15 protein-coding genes are annotated in these 20,091 nt (G+C 45.1%); 2 read left to right on the forward strand and 13 right to left on the reverse strand.

Annotated elements, in window-relative coordinates; genetic code table 11:
• Positions 1-181: 181 nt before the first annotated feature.
• The 13 genes from B4240_RS03585 to B4240_RS03645 form a co-directional block, all read right to left on the reverse strand.
• Positions 182-466 (reverse strand): MoaD/ThiS family protein, encoded by a 285-nt coding sequence (locus B4240_RS03585; protein ID WP_296236869.1) that lies wholly within the window; start codon positions 464-466, stop codon positions 182-184.
• Between the two features lie 81 nt (positions 467-547).
• Positions 548-1,069, reverse strand: a complete 522-nt coding sequence (gene moaC / locus B4240_RS03590) for a cyclic pyranopterin monophosphate synthase MoaC (protein WP_296236870.1) — start codon at positions 1,067-1,069, stop codon at positions 548-550.
• A 77-nt stretch (positions 1,070-1,146) separates the two neighbouring features.
• Positions 1,147-1,953 carry a molybdenum cofactor guanylyltransferase gene (mobA, locus tag B4240_RS03595; RefSeq protein WP_296236871.1) on the reverse strand — a complete coding sequence of 269 codons (807 nt, stop codon included), beginning with the start codon at positions 1,951-1,953 and terminating at the stop codon, positions 1,147-1,149.
• A gap of 3 nt (positions 1,954-1,956) precedes the next feature.
• Entirely contained in the window at positions 1,957-2,487 is a 531-nt protein-coding gene (gene moaB, locus B4240_RS03600) for a molybdenum cofactor biosynthesis protein B (protein WP_296236872.1), read from the reverse strand.
• 57 nt (positions 2,488-2,544) lie between these two features.
• The gene (moaA, locus tag B4240_RS03605) at positions 2,545-3,645 is read right to left on the reverse strand and encodes a GTP 3',8-cyclase MoaA (protein WP_296236873.1); all 1,101 of its coding nucleotides are present in this window, start codon (positions 3,643-3,645) and stop codon (positions 2,545-2,547) included.
• Between the two features lie 253 nt (positions 3,646-3,898).
• Complete coding sequence (glp, locus tag B4240_RS03610; protein ID WP_296236874.1) at positions 3,899-5,194, reverse strand: gephyrin-like molybdotransferase Glp; 1,296 nt, start codon at positions 5,192-5,194, stop codon at positions 3,899-3,901.
• A 158-nt stretch (positions 5,195-5,352) separates the two neighbouring features.
• Positions 5,353-6,252 carry a peptidylprolyl isomerase gene (locus tag B4240_RS03615; protein ID WP_414707088.1) on the reverse strand — a complete coding sequence of 300 codons (900 nt, stop codon included), beginning with the start codon at positions 6,250-6,252 and terminating at the stop codon, positions 5,353-5,355.
• Positions 6,253-6,694: 442 nt separating this feature from the next.
• Positions 6,695-7,876: a globin domain-containing protein gene (locus B4240_RS03620; protein WP_296236876.1), complete on the reverse strand. Its 1,182-nt coding sequence runs from the start codon at positions 7,874-7,876 to the stop codon at positions 6,695-6,697.
• Between the two features lie 290 nt (positions 7,877-8,166).
• Positions 8,167-8,892 (reverse strand): respiratory nitrate reductase subunit gamma, encoded by a 726-nt coding sequence (narI, locus tag B4240_RS03625; protein ID WP_296236877.1) that lies wholly within the window; start codon positions 8,890-8,892, stop codon positions 8,167-8,169.
• A 14-nt stretch (positions 8,893-8,906) separates the two neighbouring features.
• Positions 8,907-9,713, reverse strand: coding sequence for a nitrate reductase molybdenum cofactor assembly chaperone (gene narJ, locus B4240_RS03630; protein ID WP_414707089.1), 807 nt, complete (start codon positions 9,711-9,713; stop codon positions 8,907-8,909).
• 49 nt (positions 9,714-9,762) lie between these two features.
• Positions 9,763-11,301: a nitrate reductase subunit beta gene (gene narH / locus B4240_RS03635; protein ID WP_296236879.1), complete on the reverse strand. Its 1,539-nt coding sequence runs from the start codon at positions 11,299-11,301 to the stop codon at positions 9,763-9,765.
• A gap of 73 nt (positions 11,302-11,374) precedes the next feature.
• Positions 11,375-15,133, reverse strand: coding sequence for a nitrate reductase subunit alpha (locus tag B4240_RS03640; RefSeq protein WP_296236880.1), 3,759 nt, complete (start codon positions 15,131-15,133; stop codon positions 11,375-11,377).
• A 374-nt stretch (positions 15,134-15,507) separates the two neighbouring features.
• Complete coding sequence (locus B4240_RS03645) at positions 15,508-16,887, reverse strand: NarK family nitrate/nitrite MFS transporter (protein WP_296236881.1); 1,380 nt, start codon at positions 16,885-16,887, stop codon at positions 15,508-15,510.
• Positions 16,888-17,154: 267 nt separating this feature from the next.
• Between B4240_RS03645 and B4240_RS03650 the strand changes: the two genes are divergently transcribed.
• The gene (locus B4240_RS03650; RefSeq protein ID WP_296236882.1) at positions 17,155-19,206 is read left to right on the forward strand and encodes a histidine kinase; all 2,052 of its coding nucleotides are present in this window, start codon (positions 17,155-17,157) and stop codon (positions 19,204-19,206) included.
• Positions 19,207-19,343: 137 nt separating this feature from the next.
• Entirely contained in the window at positions 19,344-20,003 is a 660-nt protein-coding gene (narL, locus tag B4240_RS03655; protein ID WP_296236883.1) for a two-component system response regulator NarL, read from the forward strand.
• Positions 20,004-20,091: the final 88 nt, after the last annotated feature.

Consider the following 20,091-nt stretch of genomic DNA (forward strand, 5'->3'; position numbering starts at 1 on the left):
TTGCTTGCTGTGCCTACGCAGACAGAGGCTACGGAAAATTTATACCAGTAGCACTATGTTTATTTTATAGTGAGTTCACTCTAGTGTTTAACAAGGTGTTTAGCTGTTAAGCGGCACGCAAAGTAACGCCCCTCATAAAAAGTAGATAAATAAATAAACGGTTTTTAACTAACCATTTGAATTAACCACCAGCGACTGGGGTGATAAACACCACACTATCGCCGTCATAAATCTCATCTGTCCATTTCACAAAATAGTCATTTACCGCCACGCGTAGTTCTGACTGCGGACGACTAAAGCGATGCTTTTGGCGCAGCTGCTCATATAGCTCAGTTAATGAGGTCGACTGTGGCACCGTAACTTTTTCTTTATGACAATTGGCTTCATCAGCTAAGCTGGCAAAGTATAAAACGTTGATATCCATCGTCGCATTTGTCTCTGTATTGCTTTTTACTAAGGTGCTCATGGCAATCTTCCTTATTTTTTAAACTGCTTATTCACTGTTTAACTGTATGTTTTTCAAAAGTTTATGATTTTTAAAGCACTTTTACGCATGCTGATAGTCGGATTTACCGCCCGTTTTCTTCATCAGATGAATATTGTCAATCACAATATCATGCGAGATGGCTTTGGTCATATCATAAATGGTCAAGCAGGCAACGCTAACCGCGGTCAGTGCTTCCATCTCTACCCCAGTTTTATGGGTGACTTTGACGGTAGCGGTCACGGTAATGCTCTGGTGCGCATCGTCATATGCAAAGCTCAAACCAATCTTATCTAAAGGCAAGGGGTGGCAAAGCGGAATGAGGTCATGGGTGCGTTTAGCCGCCATGATGCCAGCGATATGAGCAGTTTGAGTAATGCTGCCTTTTTTGGTCATACCATCAGCAGCTTTGATTTGCTCATAAATGGGCGCTGGAAAAATTACTTGTCCACTCGCGTGGGCTTCTCTGGTAGTGGGCGTCTTGTCACTCACATCGACCATGGTAATATCACCGTCGCTGTCTAAATGCGAGAGGCCCGATTGATTGCTTGGTTGATTGTTGGTTTTTGGATTGTCACTATTCATTCTTTATTTCTCTTAGAAAACGAATTTCTCTTAAACGGTCGGCTCTTTTCAATAAACGTTTTTTTAAGTCGTTTAGTTCATGAGTTGTTTAAAGCTAAACAAGCACGGGCAAAATCTTTAGGTGTATTAAAATTGGTTAACTCTTGCCATACTTTGGCAAAAGGGACCGGTTGCACAATTGGCTTAATAAATTTCATCACCTGCCGCTGACCATTGTCGATATAATGCTTTAACTCAGTCTCAATACTTAAACGATAAACACCTAACAAAGGGTATAAATGACTGTCATCAGTAAGGCAAATGACTGACTTATCTGTGTCTTGCGTAATATAAGGCCGCAGTTTTTGCCATAAACCCGTGATAGGGATTAAGCTATCGCAGCTAATAACCAGCAGCCAAGACGATTTAGTATCTGTTATTTTGGTGAGATTATTAGTGTTTTCTTGTGGCGTCAATGCTTGCAGTGCTGCTTCAATCGCTACCAACGCGCCGCCTGTTTCAAACGGGTTGTCATCTTTGTTAGAAAGACTTTGGCCAGATAGCTTTGTGTCAGATAGCTTTTTGCTACAAAGACCGTTAGCAGATAAGTAGTCAGCAATATGAAAAATCGGCGATTGTGATTGTTTAAGCAAATTTGGATTAATACTAAAACCACGTCCATTATCGGCAATCATAATAGGTAGATTGCTCATCATCGCGGCATTTAATTCAATTGCTTGCCTGACGTGATAATCAAGCAGACGTTCTCCTGTTGGCAGGGTAAGCTCAGCTTTTGGCGACCCCATACGTTTGGAGGCGCCGCCTGCCAAAATAACGATTCCTGCTAAGCGCTTGAACTTATCCACTTCGACTGATTGGACTAAGCCATCTGCAACTGCATGCATGAATTAATCGTGACCTGGGTTGGTACGCATAAAGTGCGGCACAAAATTACAAGGACGCGTGCGGCTATCAAGCTGCTCTTGTAAGATACCTTCCCAAGCGGTGCGGCACGCTCCCGATGAACCGGGCAGGCAAAAAATCCCCGTGCCATTTGCCATACCAGCAAAGGCGCGCGATTGGATGGTCGACATGCCGATATCGTCTTTTGAGATTAAGCGGAACATCTCGCCAAAGCCATCGACCGATTTATCAAATAATACGCCAACCGCTTCTGGCATGCTGTCGCGGATATAAAAGCCAGTACCGCCGGTAGTAATAATAGCGTGCACCTCAGGGTCAGCAATCCAGCCACTAATCACGGCTCTGATTTTATAAATGTCATCAATAATCAGCTGACGATCAGCCAATTGATGACCTGCTGCGGACAATTGGTCGACCAAATACTGCCCTGAGGTGTCTTCTGCAAGGGTGCGACTGTCAGAAACCGTTAAAATAGCGATATTAAGCGGGGTAAAAGGGGCTTGCAGCTTACTCATGGATGTTCCTTAATAAATACGCTTGTGGTAAAAATAAAAGTTTTTATTATTAATAAATTAACCGCCAATCATCGACAAATTATGCATCATGCCGCTGTTTGATTCGTGAAGGTGATGATGCTCAGGTTTAATCGGCATAAAGCTGTGCAGCGTATTCACAAGCCCTGCCACATCATCTTGCTCGAGATAATGACGAATATCGTAGTTACCTTGGTCGAATAGACACAGATGCACCTTGCCTTGACTGCTGACGCGCAAGCGATTGCAGCTGTCACAAAAATGGGCAGCATAAGGGGCAATCATGCCGATACGACCTTTATAATCAGGGTGGCTATATTCTATCGCTGGACCATCGGTGCTGCCACGCTCGTGGGTTTGCCAGCCGTGCTTGATTAAATAATTGGTAATGATATCGGACTGTGCGTGCTGGGCAAAAAACAAATCGCTGTTGTCACTGGTCTGCATAAATTCGATAAAGCGATAGGTAACGGCTCTGTCTTTGACATAGTTGATCGCATTCATCAGATTTTCAAAGGCGGTTTCTGCCATCAAAATACTGTTTATTTTTAGCTTAATATCTGTGGTCGCAAGCAAAGTATCCATATCAGCCAAGAGCTGCGGCAACATATCAAAGCCCGTCATCTTATGAAAAGTCGCGGCGTCAAAGCTATCCATACTAATATTAATTTGATTCAGGCCAGCCGCTTGCCAAGCTGCTAAATGTTTGCCAAGTTTATAACCATTACTGGTCATAGCAACCGTTTCAATACCTTCGGTATTTTTAACGGTTTTAATAATATCGACCAGATCACGGCGTATAGAGGGTTCACCGCCCGTAATTCTTACCTTTTTGGTACCGACTTGAGCAAAACCACGTATTAAGGTCGCAATTTCAGTGACGCTAAGCTCACCCTTAGGCGGTTTACCTTGATAGCCATTTGGCAGGCAATACTCACAGCGAAAATTGCAAAAATCAGTAATCGATAGACGCAAATAGGTAAGACGTCGTGCGAAACCATCAGTCAATGGTTGAGAGGGCGTAGTCGGGGAATACGACGTGATAGCCGTTTTCGATGATGAGTCACCATCAAAAATAGCGGGTGCAGCGGTAGGCGAATACAGTTGCGCATTGCCTACGGTGGGGGCAAGATGGTTCATAGATGATTACCATTAATATTAAGTATAGTGTGTACTTTTAGGCGTTGCCTCAGGTTATGAGTGGGAAGTTTCATTTAGGTATGATTATGACAGCTTATGGGCAAATAACCATTCACCATAAGTGACCCAAAAACTACCACCAAAGTAGTAGTAACACTTGATAGTAGTTCATCAGTTTCTCATGATTAACCGCATAAAGAGTTATTAACTATGTAACCATTAATTCGCTATGCAAGGATTAATAATTGAGTGCTTAACTGTATAACCAAGGAAAAGGCTGAACTTGCACTTGCTCGCCAGCGGCTACATTGCCAGAATCCTGCGCCAATACGATAAAGCAATTGGCGTGGCTCAGCTGCTTGATACGGTGGGATTGTTGTTTGCTAAAGCTTTCAACGTAAAATTCGCCAGACTCCGTTTGCGATAAAATGCCTCTTTGAAAATCCTTACGTCCCGCTGCTTTTTTGATATCGTTTTTAAGCGTTGCGGTCAAGCTAAGCTGCATAGGTTGCTCTTGAGGCGCAGTGCCTGCCATCTGCCATAACGCTGGAATGACAAATTGTAGGCTGCCAACGACGGTCGATAGCGGATTACCGGGCAAACCAAAATACAATACGGGCTTGGCAAGGTTTTGCGTCAGCTCACCAAAGACAAACGGTTTGCCAGGTTTCATGGCGACTTTATAATGATTAATCTGCCCAAGCTGCTCAATGACCGTGGTTAAAAAATCATAATCACCAACCGACACGCCAGCGGTAGAGATAAGCACGTCACACTCTTGCATCGCTTGGGTTACGGCAGCGGTGGTTTTATCTAAATCATCAGCAATGATGCCATAATCGCGAATAGTGACGGGCAAGCTTGAAAGCAAGGTTTTTAGCGTCGGGGTGTTGGAGTTATAGATTTGCGCGAGGCTGGTCAGCTCATTACCTATGGCAATAAGCTCATCGCCTGTTGCAAGTATACCAACGGTTAAAGGCTGGTAAACATCGACTTTATCAAAGCCTAAATTTGCTAAAAGACTAATATCACTAGGATTTAAGCGTTTACCTTTTTGTAATACCGCCTCATCAGCCTCGATTTCTTCGCCTTGCTTACGGATATTGTCGCGAGGGTTAGCAGTTTTGCTAAGGGTAATGGTATAAAGCTTTGATTTATCTATGCTGTCTTTTATGGTAGCAAAATTGGTATTTTCTTGCATAACGACCGTATCGCAGCTGTCAGGAACGACGGCGCCAGTAAAAATACGCACCCCTTGTCCTGCGGCAATTACGCCGTTATAAGGACTGCCAGCTTGCGACTCACCGACGATGTCAATCGTACTGTCGGCGCCAAGCGTGCTGCCTTGTGCCAACGCATAACCATCCATCGCCGATAGATTTTGTCTAGGAACGGCAAACGGTGAGATGATATCTGTTGCCAAAATATGATTGCGACTGTCTAATAAATCATAGCTCACGATTGTCCTTTTACCGAGCGGATAGTCGTCATTATTATAATTTTCTATACGCTGCGTTATTTTTGCGGTAAGCCCTTCGACAGTAATCATAATTCCCTACTTATTTTATTTATATTAAACTTATACAGCCATCACAATGGTATAACATAAGAAGATACGTTATACCATAAGACTCACTTTATATCATAACAACTGCTTTATGGTATAAAAATTAGCTGATTGATACTAAATAACTGACAGCAAATGGCTTAGCCGCGGAAAATATTTTCTTGTTCAAGCGACATCTCGATGCCTTCGATATCAGCATCATTTGCTAAAGTAAACAAGTAATCGCACAACGATTGGTGAAACGCTTGTTGGCTGAGCTTATTATGAATCGCAGGGCTGACTTGTTCATAAGTCATCTGAATACCAGGCTCTTTAGTTAGCACGTCAACAATGTGAAAACCGTAACGGCTCTCGATAGGGCTTGATGCTAGGCCTGCATCTAGCTTAAATAACGTGCCTTCAAGCTCTGGCACCGTTTGGCCTTTATTAATAATACCAAGTTCGCCGCCTTGCTCTTTTGATGGGCAAGCGGAATGCTGGCGCGCCAGTTGGATAAACTCGGCATCAGGATTGACGTTATTTTTGATTTGGTCGATAAGTGCGTAAGCGGTTTTTTTAAGCTTTAATCGCTCATCGCCATCTTCGGGCGGACATGCCAACAAAATATGACGTACGCTCATAATGGGGTCGGTTTTAAAGTCAGTGATATTCTGCTTATAATAACGCTCGCAGGTTGCCATATCTGGTATCGTTGCTTGCACGTTTTTTTCTATTAAGTTAGAGATGGCTTTTTCTTCATCGTCAAGCCATGCTGTCTCGCCAAGGCTTGGCTCATCTAAAACGGCAAAGCGAAGCAATTCACGCACCACCAAGGCTTGCGTCGCTAAAAATACCGCGTCTTCTTTATTTGGGGCAGGGTGGTATTGCAGCTCTTGGGCAATCGCGGTTCTATCTATCATCACGCCATTGACGGTCACCGATGGCAACTCATCACGGCTAGAGGCAATCAGATTTTTATGGTTGCTGCGCTCTTCTGCCATGGCTTTTTCGATAAACTCTTGGTCAGAATGTGGTTTTTGTAAGTCATTTAAGGTTGGCATAACCCGCAAGATATCATCACCACGACCCGTCGGAGCATGGCTATGACTATGATGCTCGTGCTCGTGGCTGCCATGGCTATCATGATTTTCACTGTGCACATGAGCGTGTTGATGGTCCGCATGGTCGGCTGGATTATAAGTACTGACAGTCATGGCATTACTCCACTAAGGGTTTTGGTAATAGAAATTTTAAAATACGATATCACGTTACTGTGAAAAATATGGCTAATAAAAATTCGCTTTAAAACAAGCTTTATAAAAACCATAAGACTTAAGACTATTTGTAAAAGTCTAAACAAAAAAATAGAGCCACCTTTAAATATTTACTCACTAATGAAGCGTTTAAAGGTGACTCTATGGCAATTGCTCACTGACTTTATATTTCTTTAACAAAGTATCGAGCGTATTTTTAGCACTTTCAATACTTTATTAAATGGATCATTTAAGCCAGCTCTAGGCTCATTTTAGGGCCAAACGGCTCATAATGAACGCTATCAACGCCATGGTCTAAGGCCATTAAGCCGTCTATGATGCTTTCCATAAACATCATAGAACCACAGACATAAATATCAGCAGGCTTTGGTAAATTAGCAAGCCACGCTTCATCTAGGATTTGCCCAGACTCAAAGTAGAAGATATGCTTTTCTACGTTTTCAGCAGCGGCAAGCAACTCATTAACCTTGCTATCAAAAGCGTGATGTTCTTTATTTTGACAAGCGTAAACCCAAACGATAGGACGCTTTGGATTGGCAGAAACTTGCGCCTCTAACATCGATAAAATCGGTGTGACGCCAACGCCTGCGCTGACAAGTACCAATGGAATATTATTTTGCTGAATTAAGTCTTGGTTAAGCTCAAAATCACCAGCTGGGGCGGATAATAAAATCGTATCGCCAACACCTACATGGTCATGTAAATAGTTGGACACTAAGCCATGGTGCTCATTACGGTTGTCGCGTCTAACGGCAAACTGAATGCCTTTATCGCTCGTTGCTGAGTATAAAGAATAATGACGCAGGGCAATGTGGTCGCTGTCTTCTGGGTCGGTTTTGACCGTGATGTATTGACCAGCGGTCAGGTTTAGTTTGCTTAAATCGATATCGTCATTTACCGGAACGACGGTAAAGGCGGCAATGTCAGTCGCGGCTTCTACTTTCTCAGTGATTCTAAACGGTGCAAAACCTTCCCACATTTCTTGCTCATACATGGTTTTTTCTAGCTGAATAAAAACGTTAGCAATTTCATCATAGGCTTCAGTCCACGCTTCGATGATGTCATCGTTTGCCGCATCTCCCAATACTTCTTTGATAGCGCCCAATAAATGATGACCAACAATTGGGTAGTGCTCGGGCAAAATTTGCAGGGCGCGGTGTTTATGGCTGATTTGGGTAACTTGTGGTAGCAACACTTCTAAATGCTCAAGGTGCTTTGCCGCGGCCAAAACCGTCATGGCTAGGGCAGTTTGCTGGCGACCCAGTTTTTGGTTGGTTTCGTTAAAAATGTCTAAAAGCTCAGGGTGTTCTTTGAACATGTTTTTATAAAAGACGGTCGTAATCGCTGTGCCATGTTCCTCAAGTACAGGAACGGTTGCTTTTACGATTTCTAGTGTTTTTGGTGACGCCATGGTGGATCCTTTAGTGATGTTTCACAGTGATAAGTTTAGGGGTTTTAGCTCAATAGATGAGTGTCATAACTTTTATTAGACGGGTTAAAAAACGCTGGGATTGAGCTTTTAGCGGTCTAATAATTAATATTTTACCATAAGATTCATTAAAAATGAATCTTATGGTAGCGTAGCTTTATCTAAACTTTAATGCTGTATCACTACTGTGGCTATTTCTCTTAGAAACGTTGCTATTACCAACGTTTCTATTATCAACGTTCCTATCGCCAACGTTCCTATCGCCAACGCTTCTATTGCGCGCGTTTCTCTCTAACGATCTGATAACGGCGCCCGAAATACCATATTGGCGCGCTGATAATGTGGATAAGCCGCGTAAACGGGAATATCGCAATCAGGGTAATGCCGAGCGCCATATGTAGCTGATAAATCAAGTCGGTTTGCTCGATACGCGCCGCTGCTTGCCAAGGTCTTAAAATGGTGATGTCTTGTGCCCAGCCGGCCAAATTTAACATGGTATAGCCATCTAAATGCTTGACGGAGGTAAAGATAGAAATGAGACCTAAGTTAAGCTGAATAAATAACAATACCAGTACCAGTTTGTCCGAAAACGACGAGGTGTGGGAGATACGCTCATCGGTAAAGCGGCGCCATAGCAGCATGGCCAGACCAAACCAACAAAACACCCCGGCAATACCGCCAACGACCACCGCTAAAATCTGCTTATTTCCAGCACTAATAAAGCGGTCGTAAAGAAAATGCGGCGTCAACATCCCAAATAAATGCCCGAGCAAAACCACGATAATACCAACGTGAAATAAGTTGCTGGCAAGGCGCATGTTTTTGCTTCTGAGCATCTGCGTTGAGCCCGATTTCCATGAGTATTGAGACAGGTCAAAACGTACCCAAGTACCTATGATTGCGATGGTCAACGCAATATACGGATAAACGCCAAAAAGGAAGATTTGTAGCCAATTGAGGTTGGCGACGGACGATACACTTGGATCTGCAATATTCATGTCATCTCTCCTTATTATTGTTTAACCGGTTGGCTGGTTTTAAAATCGACCCAATGTACAGGGGCGTCGGCCATATTTGTAGCAGGAGTCGTTCGAACGCCCGCTTTGGCTGCAAGGTTTTGGGTGCTCGTTTGTGACGGGCAGCGATCTTCTTGCTGTGCATCCAAGAACGTCACCACTTCCTCTTCCCACTCTTTATCTAGCGCCTCAAAAGTATCGTCGCGCTGCTCTCTGCTAATTTGCTCTTGATATTCATCAACGATAGCAAGCGGCTTACCCGCAATTTGTAATAGCGCATGAAAGCAGCCTTGATAAAGACTGCCGCGATCCTCTAATCTGGCAGCAAGCAGGGCGATAATATGGCTGACATCGGCAATATCCATGCGGATTTGAATATCATCATTAATCACTGACGCTTGATACGCTAAAAACTCAAGGTATAAAGGCAGATAATCGGGCAACTCTTTCACGCTAATCTCAAAACCTGCCTCGAAATACTGGTTCATCAAGTCAACCATCGCTTGACCGCGGTCACGCGATTCGCCGTGTACGTGCTCGAACAACCACAGCGATAGCGAGCGACCGCGCTCAAACAGACCGTCATAACGCGCTTGCGCCTCAAGACAGCCGATGTCAATTAAATCTTCGATTAAGGCGATGATTTGCTCGCGTACTTCTGGACTAATCAGCGTCGAGCGCGCGACAATCTCGGTACAATCAGCGAGGGTGTCGCCACTAAACAGCTCATTGGTCGGATAATCTATCAGTAAACTTAACACTTTAAGAAGTTTTAGGTCTGATGTTCCGATGACGGGCGGCATAATAGGCTCATGCACTGAGCTGTCATTATGAATTTGAGTAGTTTGCATCTTATGACTCCCACTTTTGCACGGTATCGATGAAATCACGGCGATTAGCTTTACGTTGTCCAAACATACTGTTGTCAGAATGTCCTGAACAGCCTTCGCCAAAGGTAAAGCCGCAACCATTACGCTCAGCAAAGGCGTCACTTAAGGCTTCTTCGCGGTGCGCGGTTGGAATCACAAAACGGTCTTCGTAATTTGCAATAGCCAAGTAGCGATACATCTCTTCTACTTGCAGTTTGGTCAGACCAACATCGTCCAAGATGCTTTGCACTTCTTGTTTTTCGACCAATTGCATACGCTTATAACTACGCATGGCAAGTAGGCGTTTTAGTGCCAAACGAACGGGCTCTTCATCGCCCGCGGTTAGCATATTGGCGAGATAGCGCAGCGGAATACGTAAGCTGTCGACATCCGGAATCAGGCCATCCATACCAACTTTACCGGCTTCAGCAGCGTTTTGAATCGGTGATAATGGTGGTACATACCAAACCATCGGTAGCGTACGGTACTCAGGGTGAAGCGGTAGCGCCAGTTTCCAGTCCATCGCCAGCTTATAAACTGGGGATTTTTGTGCTGAATCAATCACCGATTGCGGTACACCATCTTTTAATGCTTGGGCGATGACCGCAGGATCATTGGGATCTAAAAACACGTCCAACTGTGCTTGATAAAGGTCTTGCTCATTCGGCGTGCTAGCGGCTTCGGCGATTTTGTCGGCATCATAAAGTAGGACGCCTAAGTAGCGGATACGGCCAACGCAGGTTTCGGAACAAACCGTTGGCAGACCAGCCTCAATACGCGGATAACAAAAGATACATTTTTCAGATTTGCCCGATTTCCAGTTGTAGTAAATCTTCTTGTACGGGCAGCCTGAGATACACATACGCCAGCCGCGGCATTTTTCTTGGTCGATTAAGACAATACCGTCTTCTTCACGTTTATAAATCGCCCCGCTCGGGCATGACGCCACACACGTTGGGTTTAAGCAATGCTCGCACAGACGCGGCAAGTACATCATAAAGGTGTTTTCGTACTGACCGTAAATATCGGCTTGGACATTATCAAAGTTTTTATCTTTACGGCGCTTTTCAAACTCTGAGCCGAGGATTTCTTCCCAGTTCGGACCCCACTCAATTTTTTGCATCCGCTTACCAGTAATGGCTGAGCGCGGGCGAGCGATGGGCGAGTAGTTACCGAGCGGGGCGGTATGCAGATGCTGATAATCAAAATCAAAAGGTTCGTAATAATCATCAATCTCTGGCATATCAGGGTTGGCAAAAATGTTTGCCAAGACGCGGAACTTACCGCCGATACGCGGGTTTATCGTGCCGTTGGCGTTACGTATCCAGCCGCCATTCCATTTATTTTGATTTTCCCATTCTTTGGGATAACCGATACCAGGCTTTGATTCAACGTTGTTAAACCACGCGTATTCCATACCTTCACGACTGGTCCAAACATTTTTACAGGTGACCGAGCAAGTGTGACAACCGATACATTTATCGAGGTTAAGCACCATGCCGACTTGTGAACGAATTTTCATGGGGTGTGCTCCAAGCTTTTGTATAAAAAGCATTAATATAAGTACTTATCAGTAGCAATGTATAAGAGTGCTATTAACCATCAATGGTGGTTGGCAATGGGCGTGGTAACGAGTCATCTGGTTTTTCTTCCAACCAATCGATTTTCGACATTTTGCGAATCACCACAAACTCATCACGGTTACAACCAACAGTGCCATAGTAGTTAAAACCATAAGACTGCTGCGCATAGCTGCCAATCATGTGCGTCGGTTTTAAGATAGTACGGGTCACTGAGTTGTGAATACCGCCGCGGATACCGGTTTGCTGCGAGCCTGGTACGTTGACCAATTTTTCTTGGGCGTGGTACATCATCGTCATGCCTTCTTTGACGCGCTGACTAACGATGGCACGGGCGGTAATGGCACCGTTGGCGTTAAAGACTTCAATCCAGTCGTTATCGACAATACCGGCTTTTGCGGCATCGACTTCTGATAACCACACACAAGGACCACCGCGGCTCAGCGTCAGCATGAGCAAGTTTTCCGAGTACGTACTGTGGATACCCCATTTTTGGTGCGGTGTTAAAAAGTTCAGCACAATCTCTTTATTACCATTAGGCTTGGTATTTTGGATAATCTCCGTCGTTTTGGTATCGATAGGCGGACGATACTGCTGCATTTGTTCGCCAAACGCCTGCATCCAAGGGTGATCTTGATAAAACTGCTGGCGTCCGGTAATCGTACGCCAAGGAATGAGCTCATGGACGTTGGTATAACCGGCGTTATAGCTCACTTCATCGGACTCAATACCTGACCACGTCGGGCTTGAGATGATTTTACGCGGCTGGGCGACGATGTCTTTAAAACGAATTTTTTCATGCTCACTAGATTTGGCCAAATGCGTATGGTCGCGGCCGGTAAATTCAGACAGTGCCGCCCAGCCTTTAACGGCGACATGTCCATTGGTTTCAGGAGCCAACATCAAAATCATCTCAGACGCATTCACCGCGGTATTAAGACGAGGACGACCTTCAGAGATACCCGGCTCAGTGACGCGGTGGTTTAAATCCCCCAGTTGTTTGACCTCGGTTTTCATGTCCCAATTCAGGCCTTTTGAGCCATTGCCCAGTTTTTCTAAAGCGGGGCCCATAGAAGTAAACTTCTTATAGGTATTAGGATAGTCGCGCTCAACGATTTTAATCATTGGGCAGTTTTTACCGGGAACTGGTTTTTCGCCCGCCGTTTTCCAATCGGTACCGCCAAATGGCTGCGCAAGCTCGCCCGGGCTATCGTGCTGCATAGGCAGAGTCACCACATCGGTTTCAACGCCCAAATGACCTTTTGATAGCTCAGAGAAAGTTTTGGCAATGCCTTTATAAATCTCCCAATCCGATTTAGATTCCCAAGCAGGATCTGTCGCGGCGGTCAGTGGATGGATAAACGGATGCATGTCGGAGGTATTCATGTCATCTTTTTCATACCACGTCGCGGTCGGCAGCACGATGTCAGAGTACAAGCAGGTTGAGGACATCCGGAAGTCTAAAGCAACGACCAAGTCCAGCTTGCCCGTTGGGCCCTTTTCTACCCAATCGACTTCTTTTGGCTGCAAATGACCTGTGGGATTTTCTTCGTTAAGCAGACCGTTTCTGGTGCCCAAGAAGTAATGGAGCATGTACTCATGACCCTTACCTGATGAACCCAACAGATTGGAGCGCCAAATAAACATATTGCGCGGGAAGTTCACAGGGTTATCCGGTGATTCACAAGCAAAACGCAGGCTGCCGTCTTCTAATGAGTCGACCACATACTCTTCTACGTCTTTACCGCTGGCTTTTGCGGCGGCAGCAATGGTCAATGGGTTACGGTTGAGCTGCGGCGCTGATGGCAACCAACCCGCGCGCTCAGCTTGAATGTTGTAATCGAGCATGTGCTCTGGGAAGAACTTTCTATTGGCGTTTGGTGAGAGAATCTCATGGGCAGAAATGGTTTCATGACGCCATTGTGAGCTGTGCGCATAAAAGAAGCTGGTACCCGCCATTTGACGCGGCGGACGATGCCAATCAAGCGCAAACGCTAGTGGCAACCAGCCAGTTTGTGGGCGCAGTTTTTCTTGACCAACATAATGCGCCCAGCCGCCGCCAGATTTACCGATACAGCCGCACAGCATGAGCATGTTAATGACGCCGCGATAGTTCATATCGAGGTGATACCAATGGTTCATACCCGCGCCGATGATAATCATCGATTTTCCATGGGTCTTATGGGCGTTTTCAGCAAACTCACGAGCCACTTGAATGACGCGCTCACGGCTAAGGCCAGTAATCACTTCTTGCCAAGCAGGCGTGCCCGGGACGCTTGCATCGTTATAATCGTCGGTGACGTGCTCACCGCCAGCGCCATTATCGACACCAAGGTTGGCCACGGTTAAATCAAAGACGGTGGCAACGATAGCGATGCTGCCATCGGCAAGGGTAATGGTTTTGCAAGGGACGGTTTTTTGCTGGATAGGCTCGCCTGCCACTGAGGTGAAGTGCGGATGATTTACATGACCGAAGTAGTCAAAGCCCACGACGCAGGTCTCATTGCTGTCTTTTAAGGTTAGCGTCAGATCAATATCTTCGCCTGTCGAGCCGCTCTTTTGCTCAAGGTTCCATTTGCCTTTTTCGCCCCAACGGTAGCCGATTGAGCCAAGCGGCGAGACCAGATTGCCGTCGCTATTAAGCGCGATGGTTTTCCATTCAGGGTTGTTTTCTTCACCCAGGTTGTCTACCAAATCTGAGGCACGCAGATAACGACCAGCACGGCGCGCGCCTTCTTCGCCTTCTAACATCACAAGCACCGGCAAATCGGTATAACGCTTAGCGTAATCTAAGAAGTAATCGCTTGGCTGCTTGAGGTAAAACTCTTTAATAATGACATGACAAAACGCCTGCGCAACTGCCGCATCCGTTCCTTGTTTCGGATTGAGCCATAAGTCGGTGAGCTTAGAGATTTCTGCATAGTCAGGGATGATAGAGACGGTTTTGGTGCCTTTATAACGGACTTCGGTAAAGAAATGCGCATCTGGCGTCCGCGTTTGCGGCACGTTTGAGCCCCAAGCAATGATATAGTCAGAATTGTACCAATCGGCAGATTCTGGTACGTCGGTTTGCTCGCCCCAAACCATCGGCGATGAGGGAGGTAAGTCACAGTACCAATCATAAAAAGACAAGCAGGCACCGCCGATAAGCGATAGGTAACGCGTACCCGCCGCATAGCTCACCATCGACATCGCAGGAATCGGCGAGAAGCCAATGATGCGGTCAGGGCCATAGGTTTTAGCGGTATAAACGTTACTGGCAGCGATGATTTCATTGACCTCTGCCCACGTTGAGCGAATAAAGCCACCAAGACCGCGCTTAGATTTATATTGTTCAGCTTTGATAGGATCTTCTACGATACTTTCCCAAGCTCTGACAGGATCTGGATACTGGGCTTTGGCTTCGCGCCATAATTTTAGTAGCGGCTTACGTACCTTTGGATATTTGACACGGTTAGCAGAGTACATATACCAGCTGTAGCTTGCGCCGCGAGGGCAGCCGCGCGGTTCGTGGTTTGGCAAGTCGGGGCGGGTTTCAGGATAGTCGGTTTGCTGGGTTTCCCACGTCACCAAGCCGTTTTTGACGTAAATCTTCCACGAGCAAGAACCGGTACAGTTGACGCCATGCGTTGAGCGCACGATTTTGTCATACTGCCAGCGGCTACGATACACGTTTTCCCAGTCACGAGACTCATCACGCGTCTCGCCATGCCCATCGGAAAATTCGCCCTGTTTACGTTTAAAAAAACGGAATTGGTCGAGTAAATGGCTCATTTCGCTATCCTCTGTTTTATTGCCTATGGTGTATCTAAAGCTGAGTGCAGCATGCGTTTATCGTCGTGCTTGACTCGATATTGGTATGCACCTAAGCCGTAAATATTATTTCAATAGCGTCATTTTAAGTAAGCCATAGCACCCTTACTATCCGCTAACATGAGCAGGGCACTACCACCTTAGTAGTAGCTGCTAAAAATAAAAACGCTGTGAAATAGTTGCTCAGTGACGGCATGTCATGCTGATTGCTAGGCCAACAATGGGCAGTAAAAATTGGAAATAAAAAAAGTGCTACTTACATCGGCAAGTAGCACTTCATGGGTTTAGTTTGCTTATACAAAAAGCTGTTTTAAGAGGTTTAAAACAAACCAATCTTAACAAGGAATCTCAGCGTGAGGGCGGCTGTAATACCACCACGTCAACACAATACAAAGAATATAAAAGATGACTAAGGCGATAAAGGTGCCATCAATACCCAGCCCTGAACCAAACATTTTTGGCACAAAGAACGCCCCGTAAGCCGCCACTGCTGAGGTAAAGCCAACCACCGCTGCCGACTCTTTACGTATCTCAACAAACAATTCTTCTTGTCCGATTTTTTCAGGTTCAAGGCGCTCATGAAAGGTTCTAAAAATAACCGGAATCATGGTAAAGGTCGAGCCGTTACCGATGCCAGTGGTAATAAATAGCACCATAAAGGAGATAAAGTAGCCAACGAAGCTGCCTTCATGGGTCTCGCTAGGTAAGAAGTACATCACCGCCAAGACCGCCAGTACCATTACGATATAGTTCCAAAACGTGACTTTTGCGCCGCTGGTTTTATCCGATATCCAGCCACCTAAAGGGCGAAATAGCGCGCCAACCAAAGGCCCTAAAAAGGCAAATTTTAGCGCATCAATAGCAGGAAATGAGTTTTTAATCAACATTGGAAACGCCGCTGAAAAGCCGATAAATGAACCAAAGGTCGCCATATAAAGAATGCACATAATCCAGTTATGTTTGCGCTTAAAGATAATCGCTTGGTCTTTAAACGATGCTTTGGCGGTGGCGATATCGTTCATACGAAACCACGCCAGTGCCGAGAATAACAGGATAAAAGGCACCCAAATAAAGCCTGCGTTTTGTAGATAAAACAGTCGGCCACTGTCAGACACTTGCGGGTCGCCGCCCAAGCTACCAAAGGCGCCAACCAATATAATCATCGGTACCACAAACTGCATGACCGACACGCCCAAATTTCCCAAACCAGCGTTTAGCCCAAGCGCTGTGCCTTGTTCGGCTTTTGGATAAAAGAAGGAAATGTTGGACATCGATGAGGCAAAATTACCACCGCCAAAACCGCAAAGCAGGGCAATAATGGCAAATGTCATAAACGGCGTCTCAGGGTTTTGTACGGCAAAGCCCATCCACAACGCTGGAATTAATAAAGATAAGGTGGATATTGCGGTCCAACGACGTCCACCAAAAATAGGTACCATAAAAGAATAAAAAATCCGCAGCGTCGCCCCTGACAGCCCCGGTAGCGCGGCGAGCCAAAACAGCTGTCCGCCATCAAAAGCAAAGCCAATCTCTGGCAAGCGCACGATGACCGCGCTCCATACCATCCACACGGCAAACGCCAGTAGCAGCGATGGAATGGATATCCATAAATTTCGCGTCGCAACTTTTTTGCCGCCCCCTTGCCAAAATGCTTCTACTTCAGGTCGCCAGTCAGTAATGAGCGTACCACCTTTGAAGTTGTAATTTTTGCCCATACTATTCCTCACTTATTGTCTTTATAAAAATAAGCATTTATAAAAAATGATAAGTCACGGTACTTTGTTATCGGGCGAATGAGTATTCATACATAGTGGTATAATGATGGCTAAAAGGGGTATATTAGGGATAGAGTGATTACCAAAAGTTTGGTCTTTTATGGATTAATAGGCGCTTTTGGTATTTTAAACGCGGGTTGTTTTTGACCTTAGCTGCTATTTATACTGCCCTTTTTTTTCGCTAATTTTGCTAGGTGAATGCTATTCATGAGGTCTAATCAACGCAGGCAGTCTTTGTTCCTTCACGCTTGGGGCGCTATCATCATTATTGCTACCTTATCTGTGATGTCGACGCTCGGGAGCGGGGCGCTGGCATGGATCGCAAGGGCCGATGCCGAGGCGATTAATACCGCAGGCTCGGTACGTATGGCAACCTACCGGATCAATTTTCAGATAGCGACGGATTTTTCTGATAACCATCCGTTTAGCCCAAGCCTACACATCGGTCAAAACAGCTTAGGCGATGAAAATAATAGCCAACGTATTAAACAAGATACATTAGACTTTGCTAATAAAGATACCGCTGAAAAAGTAAATATTCTCATTGAAGATATGGAAGGTCGACTCGCAGAATTACAGACTTATCAGCTTACCAATGCCAATAGACATGTGCGCATCAATGAGCAGCTCAATACGATAAAAGAGCAGTGGTATCAAGCGTTAAAGCCGGCGTTATTAGCGCAAGACAAAGAAAGGTTTTATAGCGCCTCATCGCGTTATATCGAGGATGTCAATCGCTTTGTAGGTGAGCTGCAATACCGAAATGAGCAGCGCCAGACGTGGCAGCAAAACCTGCAAATACTCACGCTGATACTCATCGCTATTATTGTGTTAGTCGGTATGCGCCGCTTGCAAAAATTGGTACTTCTGCCCATTCAGCAACTGATTAAAGCCAATAACCAATTTAAACGCGGCGAAACTCAGACCAGAGTATCCATCAAAGGCTACCGAGAATTTGAAGTACTGGGTAACTCTTTTAATGACATGGCAAGTACGATTGAAACTTATCAGCGTTCGCTTGAAAGTGAGGTGCAAATAAAAACCCAGCATTTGGTCAAAGCCAATCAAGTGTTGTCGCTGTTTTATGACTTTTCAAAGTCGCTGACCACCAGCCAAGTGAGCTTATATCGGCTTGATGCCTTAATAGCAGACTTTAGCAAAGCCCTGCCGCATTTAGAATTTACTTTGTGCATCCAAAATAAATATATCACCAATAAAAACGCGATTGTGCTGCACGGCGAAAAAATGAAAGAGCTGTGCAAAAAGCTGAGCTGTGAGAGCTGTATCACTAAAAATGGCGAACACACCAAATCTTTCCCCATCGTTCATCAACAAGAAGAGTTTGGCGAATTGCGCGTGCGACCAAAGTCGACGCTGGTCATGAATCGCTCTTTTATTGTGGGTGATGACGATAATGCTGGCGACCACAGCAATATAGCGCTAGAGCAGCGCATCAAAATGACCGAGGCGGGCAGCATTTTCCCGTTCGTTAGTGCCGAATTGGATGCACAAAACAACGAGTTAATCGTGGCGCTGACCAATTTAATCAGCACCGCGCTGTCGCTGCGTAAACAAAGGCAGCAAGAGCATCAGCTGATTTTATTTGAAGAGCGCTCAACCATCGCTAGAGAATTGCATGATTCCCTAGCGCAGTCGTTGTCGTATTTAAAAATCCAAGTCAGCGTCCTTGAGAGACATCTTAAAAATGCGGGCAGTGAGCCCGTACAAGCGCCCGTTTATCAAAATATTGAGCAGATAAAAATAGGGCTGGGTTCGGCATATCAGCAGTTAAGAGATTTATTGGTGACGTTTCGCTTAACCATTGATAACGACAATTTTGATGAAGCCTTGCACGATGCTGCCAGTGAGTTTGCCTCAAAAGGCAATTTTAATATGACCGTCCATAATCGTATTATGACGCTCAATTTAAGCGCCACCGAGCAGATAGATTTGATTCAAATTGCCCGAGAAGCGCTATCAAATATCAGCCGCCATGCAAAAGCGCAAAACGTAGAGATTCGTCTAGAGTACGAGGACGGGGATAAATATATCGTCATGAGCATCATCGATGATGGCGTTGGCATGTCGGGAAATGTCGATCAAACCCAGCACCACGGTTTAATGATTATGCGAGAGCGCGCCCATAATATCGGCGGTGAGCTTATCGTCACGGATAACCAACCTCGCGGCACCATCATTACCGTCAGATTTGAGCCCAACTTTTTTGATGAAGAAAAAAACCAAGACGCTTATTTATAATTAAATAAAATCATAGCTTTAGATAATAACTTTATCATTTCCGCTATTTTTATTTTGCGTTTTTGGCCAATTTTTTGAATCCGTTTCGTGTTGCATGATGAAATTTTTGTACCATTTTTTTAATTTGTGAGTATGTTATGAGCACCAAAGTTTATACCAGCACGTCGCCCGCCCGCTTATTATTGGTCGATGATCATCCGATGCTACGCCGCGGCATCTCTGAATTACTGAGCCTTGAGGACGATGTCAAAGTCGTTAGTGAAGCCAGCAATGGTCAAGAGGCGTTGGCATTTTTAGAAAATAACGACGTCGATTTGGTGATACTTGACCACAAAATGCCGATACTGACCGGTATCGAAACTTTACGAGAAATCAAAGCCAGAAATATTAATACCAAAACTGTGTTATTTACGGTTTCAGATAGCGGTGAGGACGTGCAAGAGGCACTAAAATTGGGCGTCGATGGTTATTTGCTAAAAGATATGGAGCCTGAGCTGATTATTATTGATATCAGAAAAATACTGCGCGGCGAGCTGGTCATCAGTCCAAATCTGGCTTCGATACTTGCCCAAACCTTGCGCACGCCCAGTATCGAAGATATCGCCAGTAATCTGACCAGTCGAGAGCTGCAAGTGATTCAAATGATTGCAGAAGGGCTAAGTAATAAAATGATTGCCAATAATTTGGATATTGCCGAATCGACGGTAAAAGTACACGTTAAGCATATCTTAAATAAAACCGGTCTGCGCACGCGGGTAGAAGCGGCCGTTTGGACGGTCAATCATTTATCTAAATGACATCCAACTTACTTACTCAAAAAACGCTGAATGCTACTGCTGAAGCCACTCTTTCTAAAAACAGTATTTCTAAAGACAGTGATTCTAA

This window comes from Psychrobacter sp. UBA5136 (assembly GCF_002414005.1).
GTDB lineage: Bacteria > Pseudomonadota > Gammaproteobacteria > Pseudomonadales > Moraxellaceae > Psychrobacter.

Excerpts from the sequence above, each read along its gene's own strand:
- B4240_RS03585 (WP_296236869.1), bottom strand. The coding sequence starts at position 466 with ATGAGCACCTTAGTAAAAAGCAATACAGAGACAAATGCGACGATGGAT.
- moaC (WP_296236870.1), bottom strand. The coding sequence starts at position 1,069 with ATGAATAGTGACAATCCAAAAACCAACAATCAACCAAGCAATCAATCG.
- mobA (WP_296236871.1), bottom strand. The coding sequence starts at position 1,953 with ATGCATGCAGTTGCAGATGGCTTAGTCCAATCAGTCGAAGTGGATAAG.
- moaB (WP_296236872.1), bottom strand. The coding sequence starts at position 2,487 with ATGAGTAAGCTGCAAGCCCCTTTTACCCCGCTTAATATCGCTATTTTA.
- moaA (WP_296236873.1), bottom strand. The coding sequence starts at position 3,645 with ATGAACCATCTTGCCCCCACCGTAGGCAATGCGCAACTGTATTCGCCT.
- glp (WP_296236874.1), bottom strand. The coding sequence starts at position 5,194 with ATGATTACTGTCGAAGGGCTTACCGCAAAAATAACGCAGCGTATAGAA.
- B4240_RS03615 (WP_414707088.1), bottom strand. The coding sequence starts at position 6,252 with ATGCCAACCTTAAATGACTTACAAAAACCACATTCTGACCAAGAGTTT.
- B4240_RS03620 (WP_296236876.1), bottom strand. The coding sequence starts at position 7,876 with ATGGCGTCACCAAAAACACTAGAAATCGTAAAAGCAACCGTTCCTGTA.
- narI (WP_296236877.1), bottom strand. The coding sequence starts at position 8,892 with ATGAATATTGCAGATCCAAGTGTATCGTCCGTCGCCAACCTCAATTGG.
- narJ (WP_414707089.1), bottom strand. The coding sequence starts at position 9,713 with ATGCCGCCCGTCATCGGAACATCAGACCTAAAACTTCTTAAAGTGTTA.
- narH (WP_296236879.1), bottom strand. The coding sequence starts at position 11,301 with ATGAAAATTCGTTCACAAGTCGGCATGGTGCTTAACCTCGATAAATGT.
- B4240_RS03640 (WP_296236880.1), bottom strand. The coding sequence starts at position 15,133 with ATGAGCCATTTACTCGACCAATTCCGTTTTTTTAAACGTAAACAGGGC.
- B4240_RS03645 (WP_296236881.1), bottom strand. The coding sequence starts at position 16,887 with ATGGGCAAAAATTACAACTTCAAAGGTGGTACGCTCATTACTGACTGG.
- B4240_RS03650 (WP_296236882.1), top strand. The coding sequence starts at position 17,155 with ATGAGGTCTAATCAACGCAGGCAGTCTTTGTTCCTTCACGCTTGGGGC.
- narL (WP_296236883.1), top strand. The coding sequence starts at position 19,344 with ATGAGCACCAAAGTTTATACCAGCACGTCGCCCGCCCGCTTATTATTG.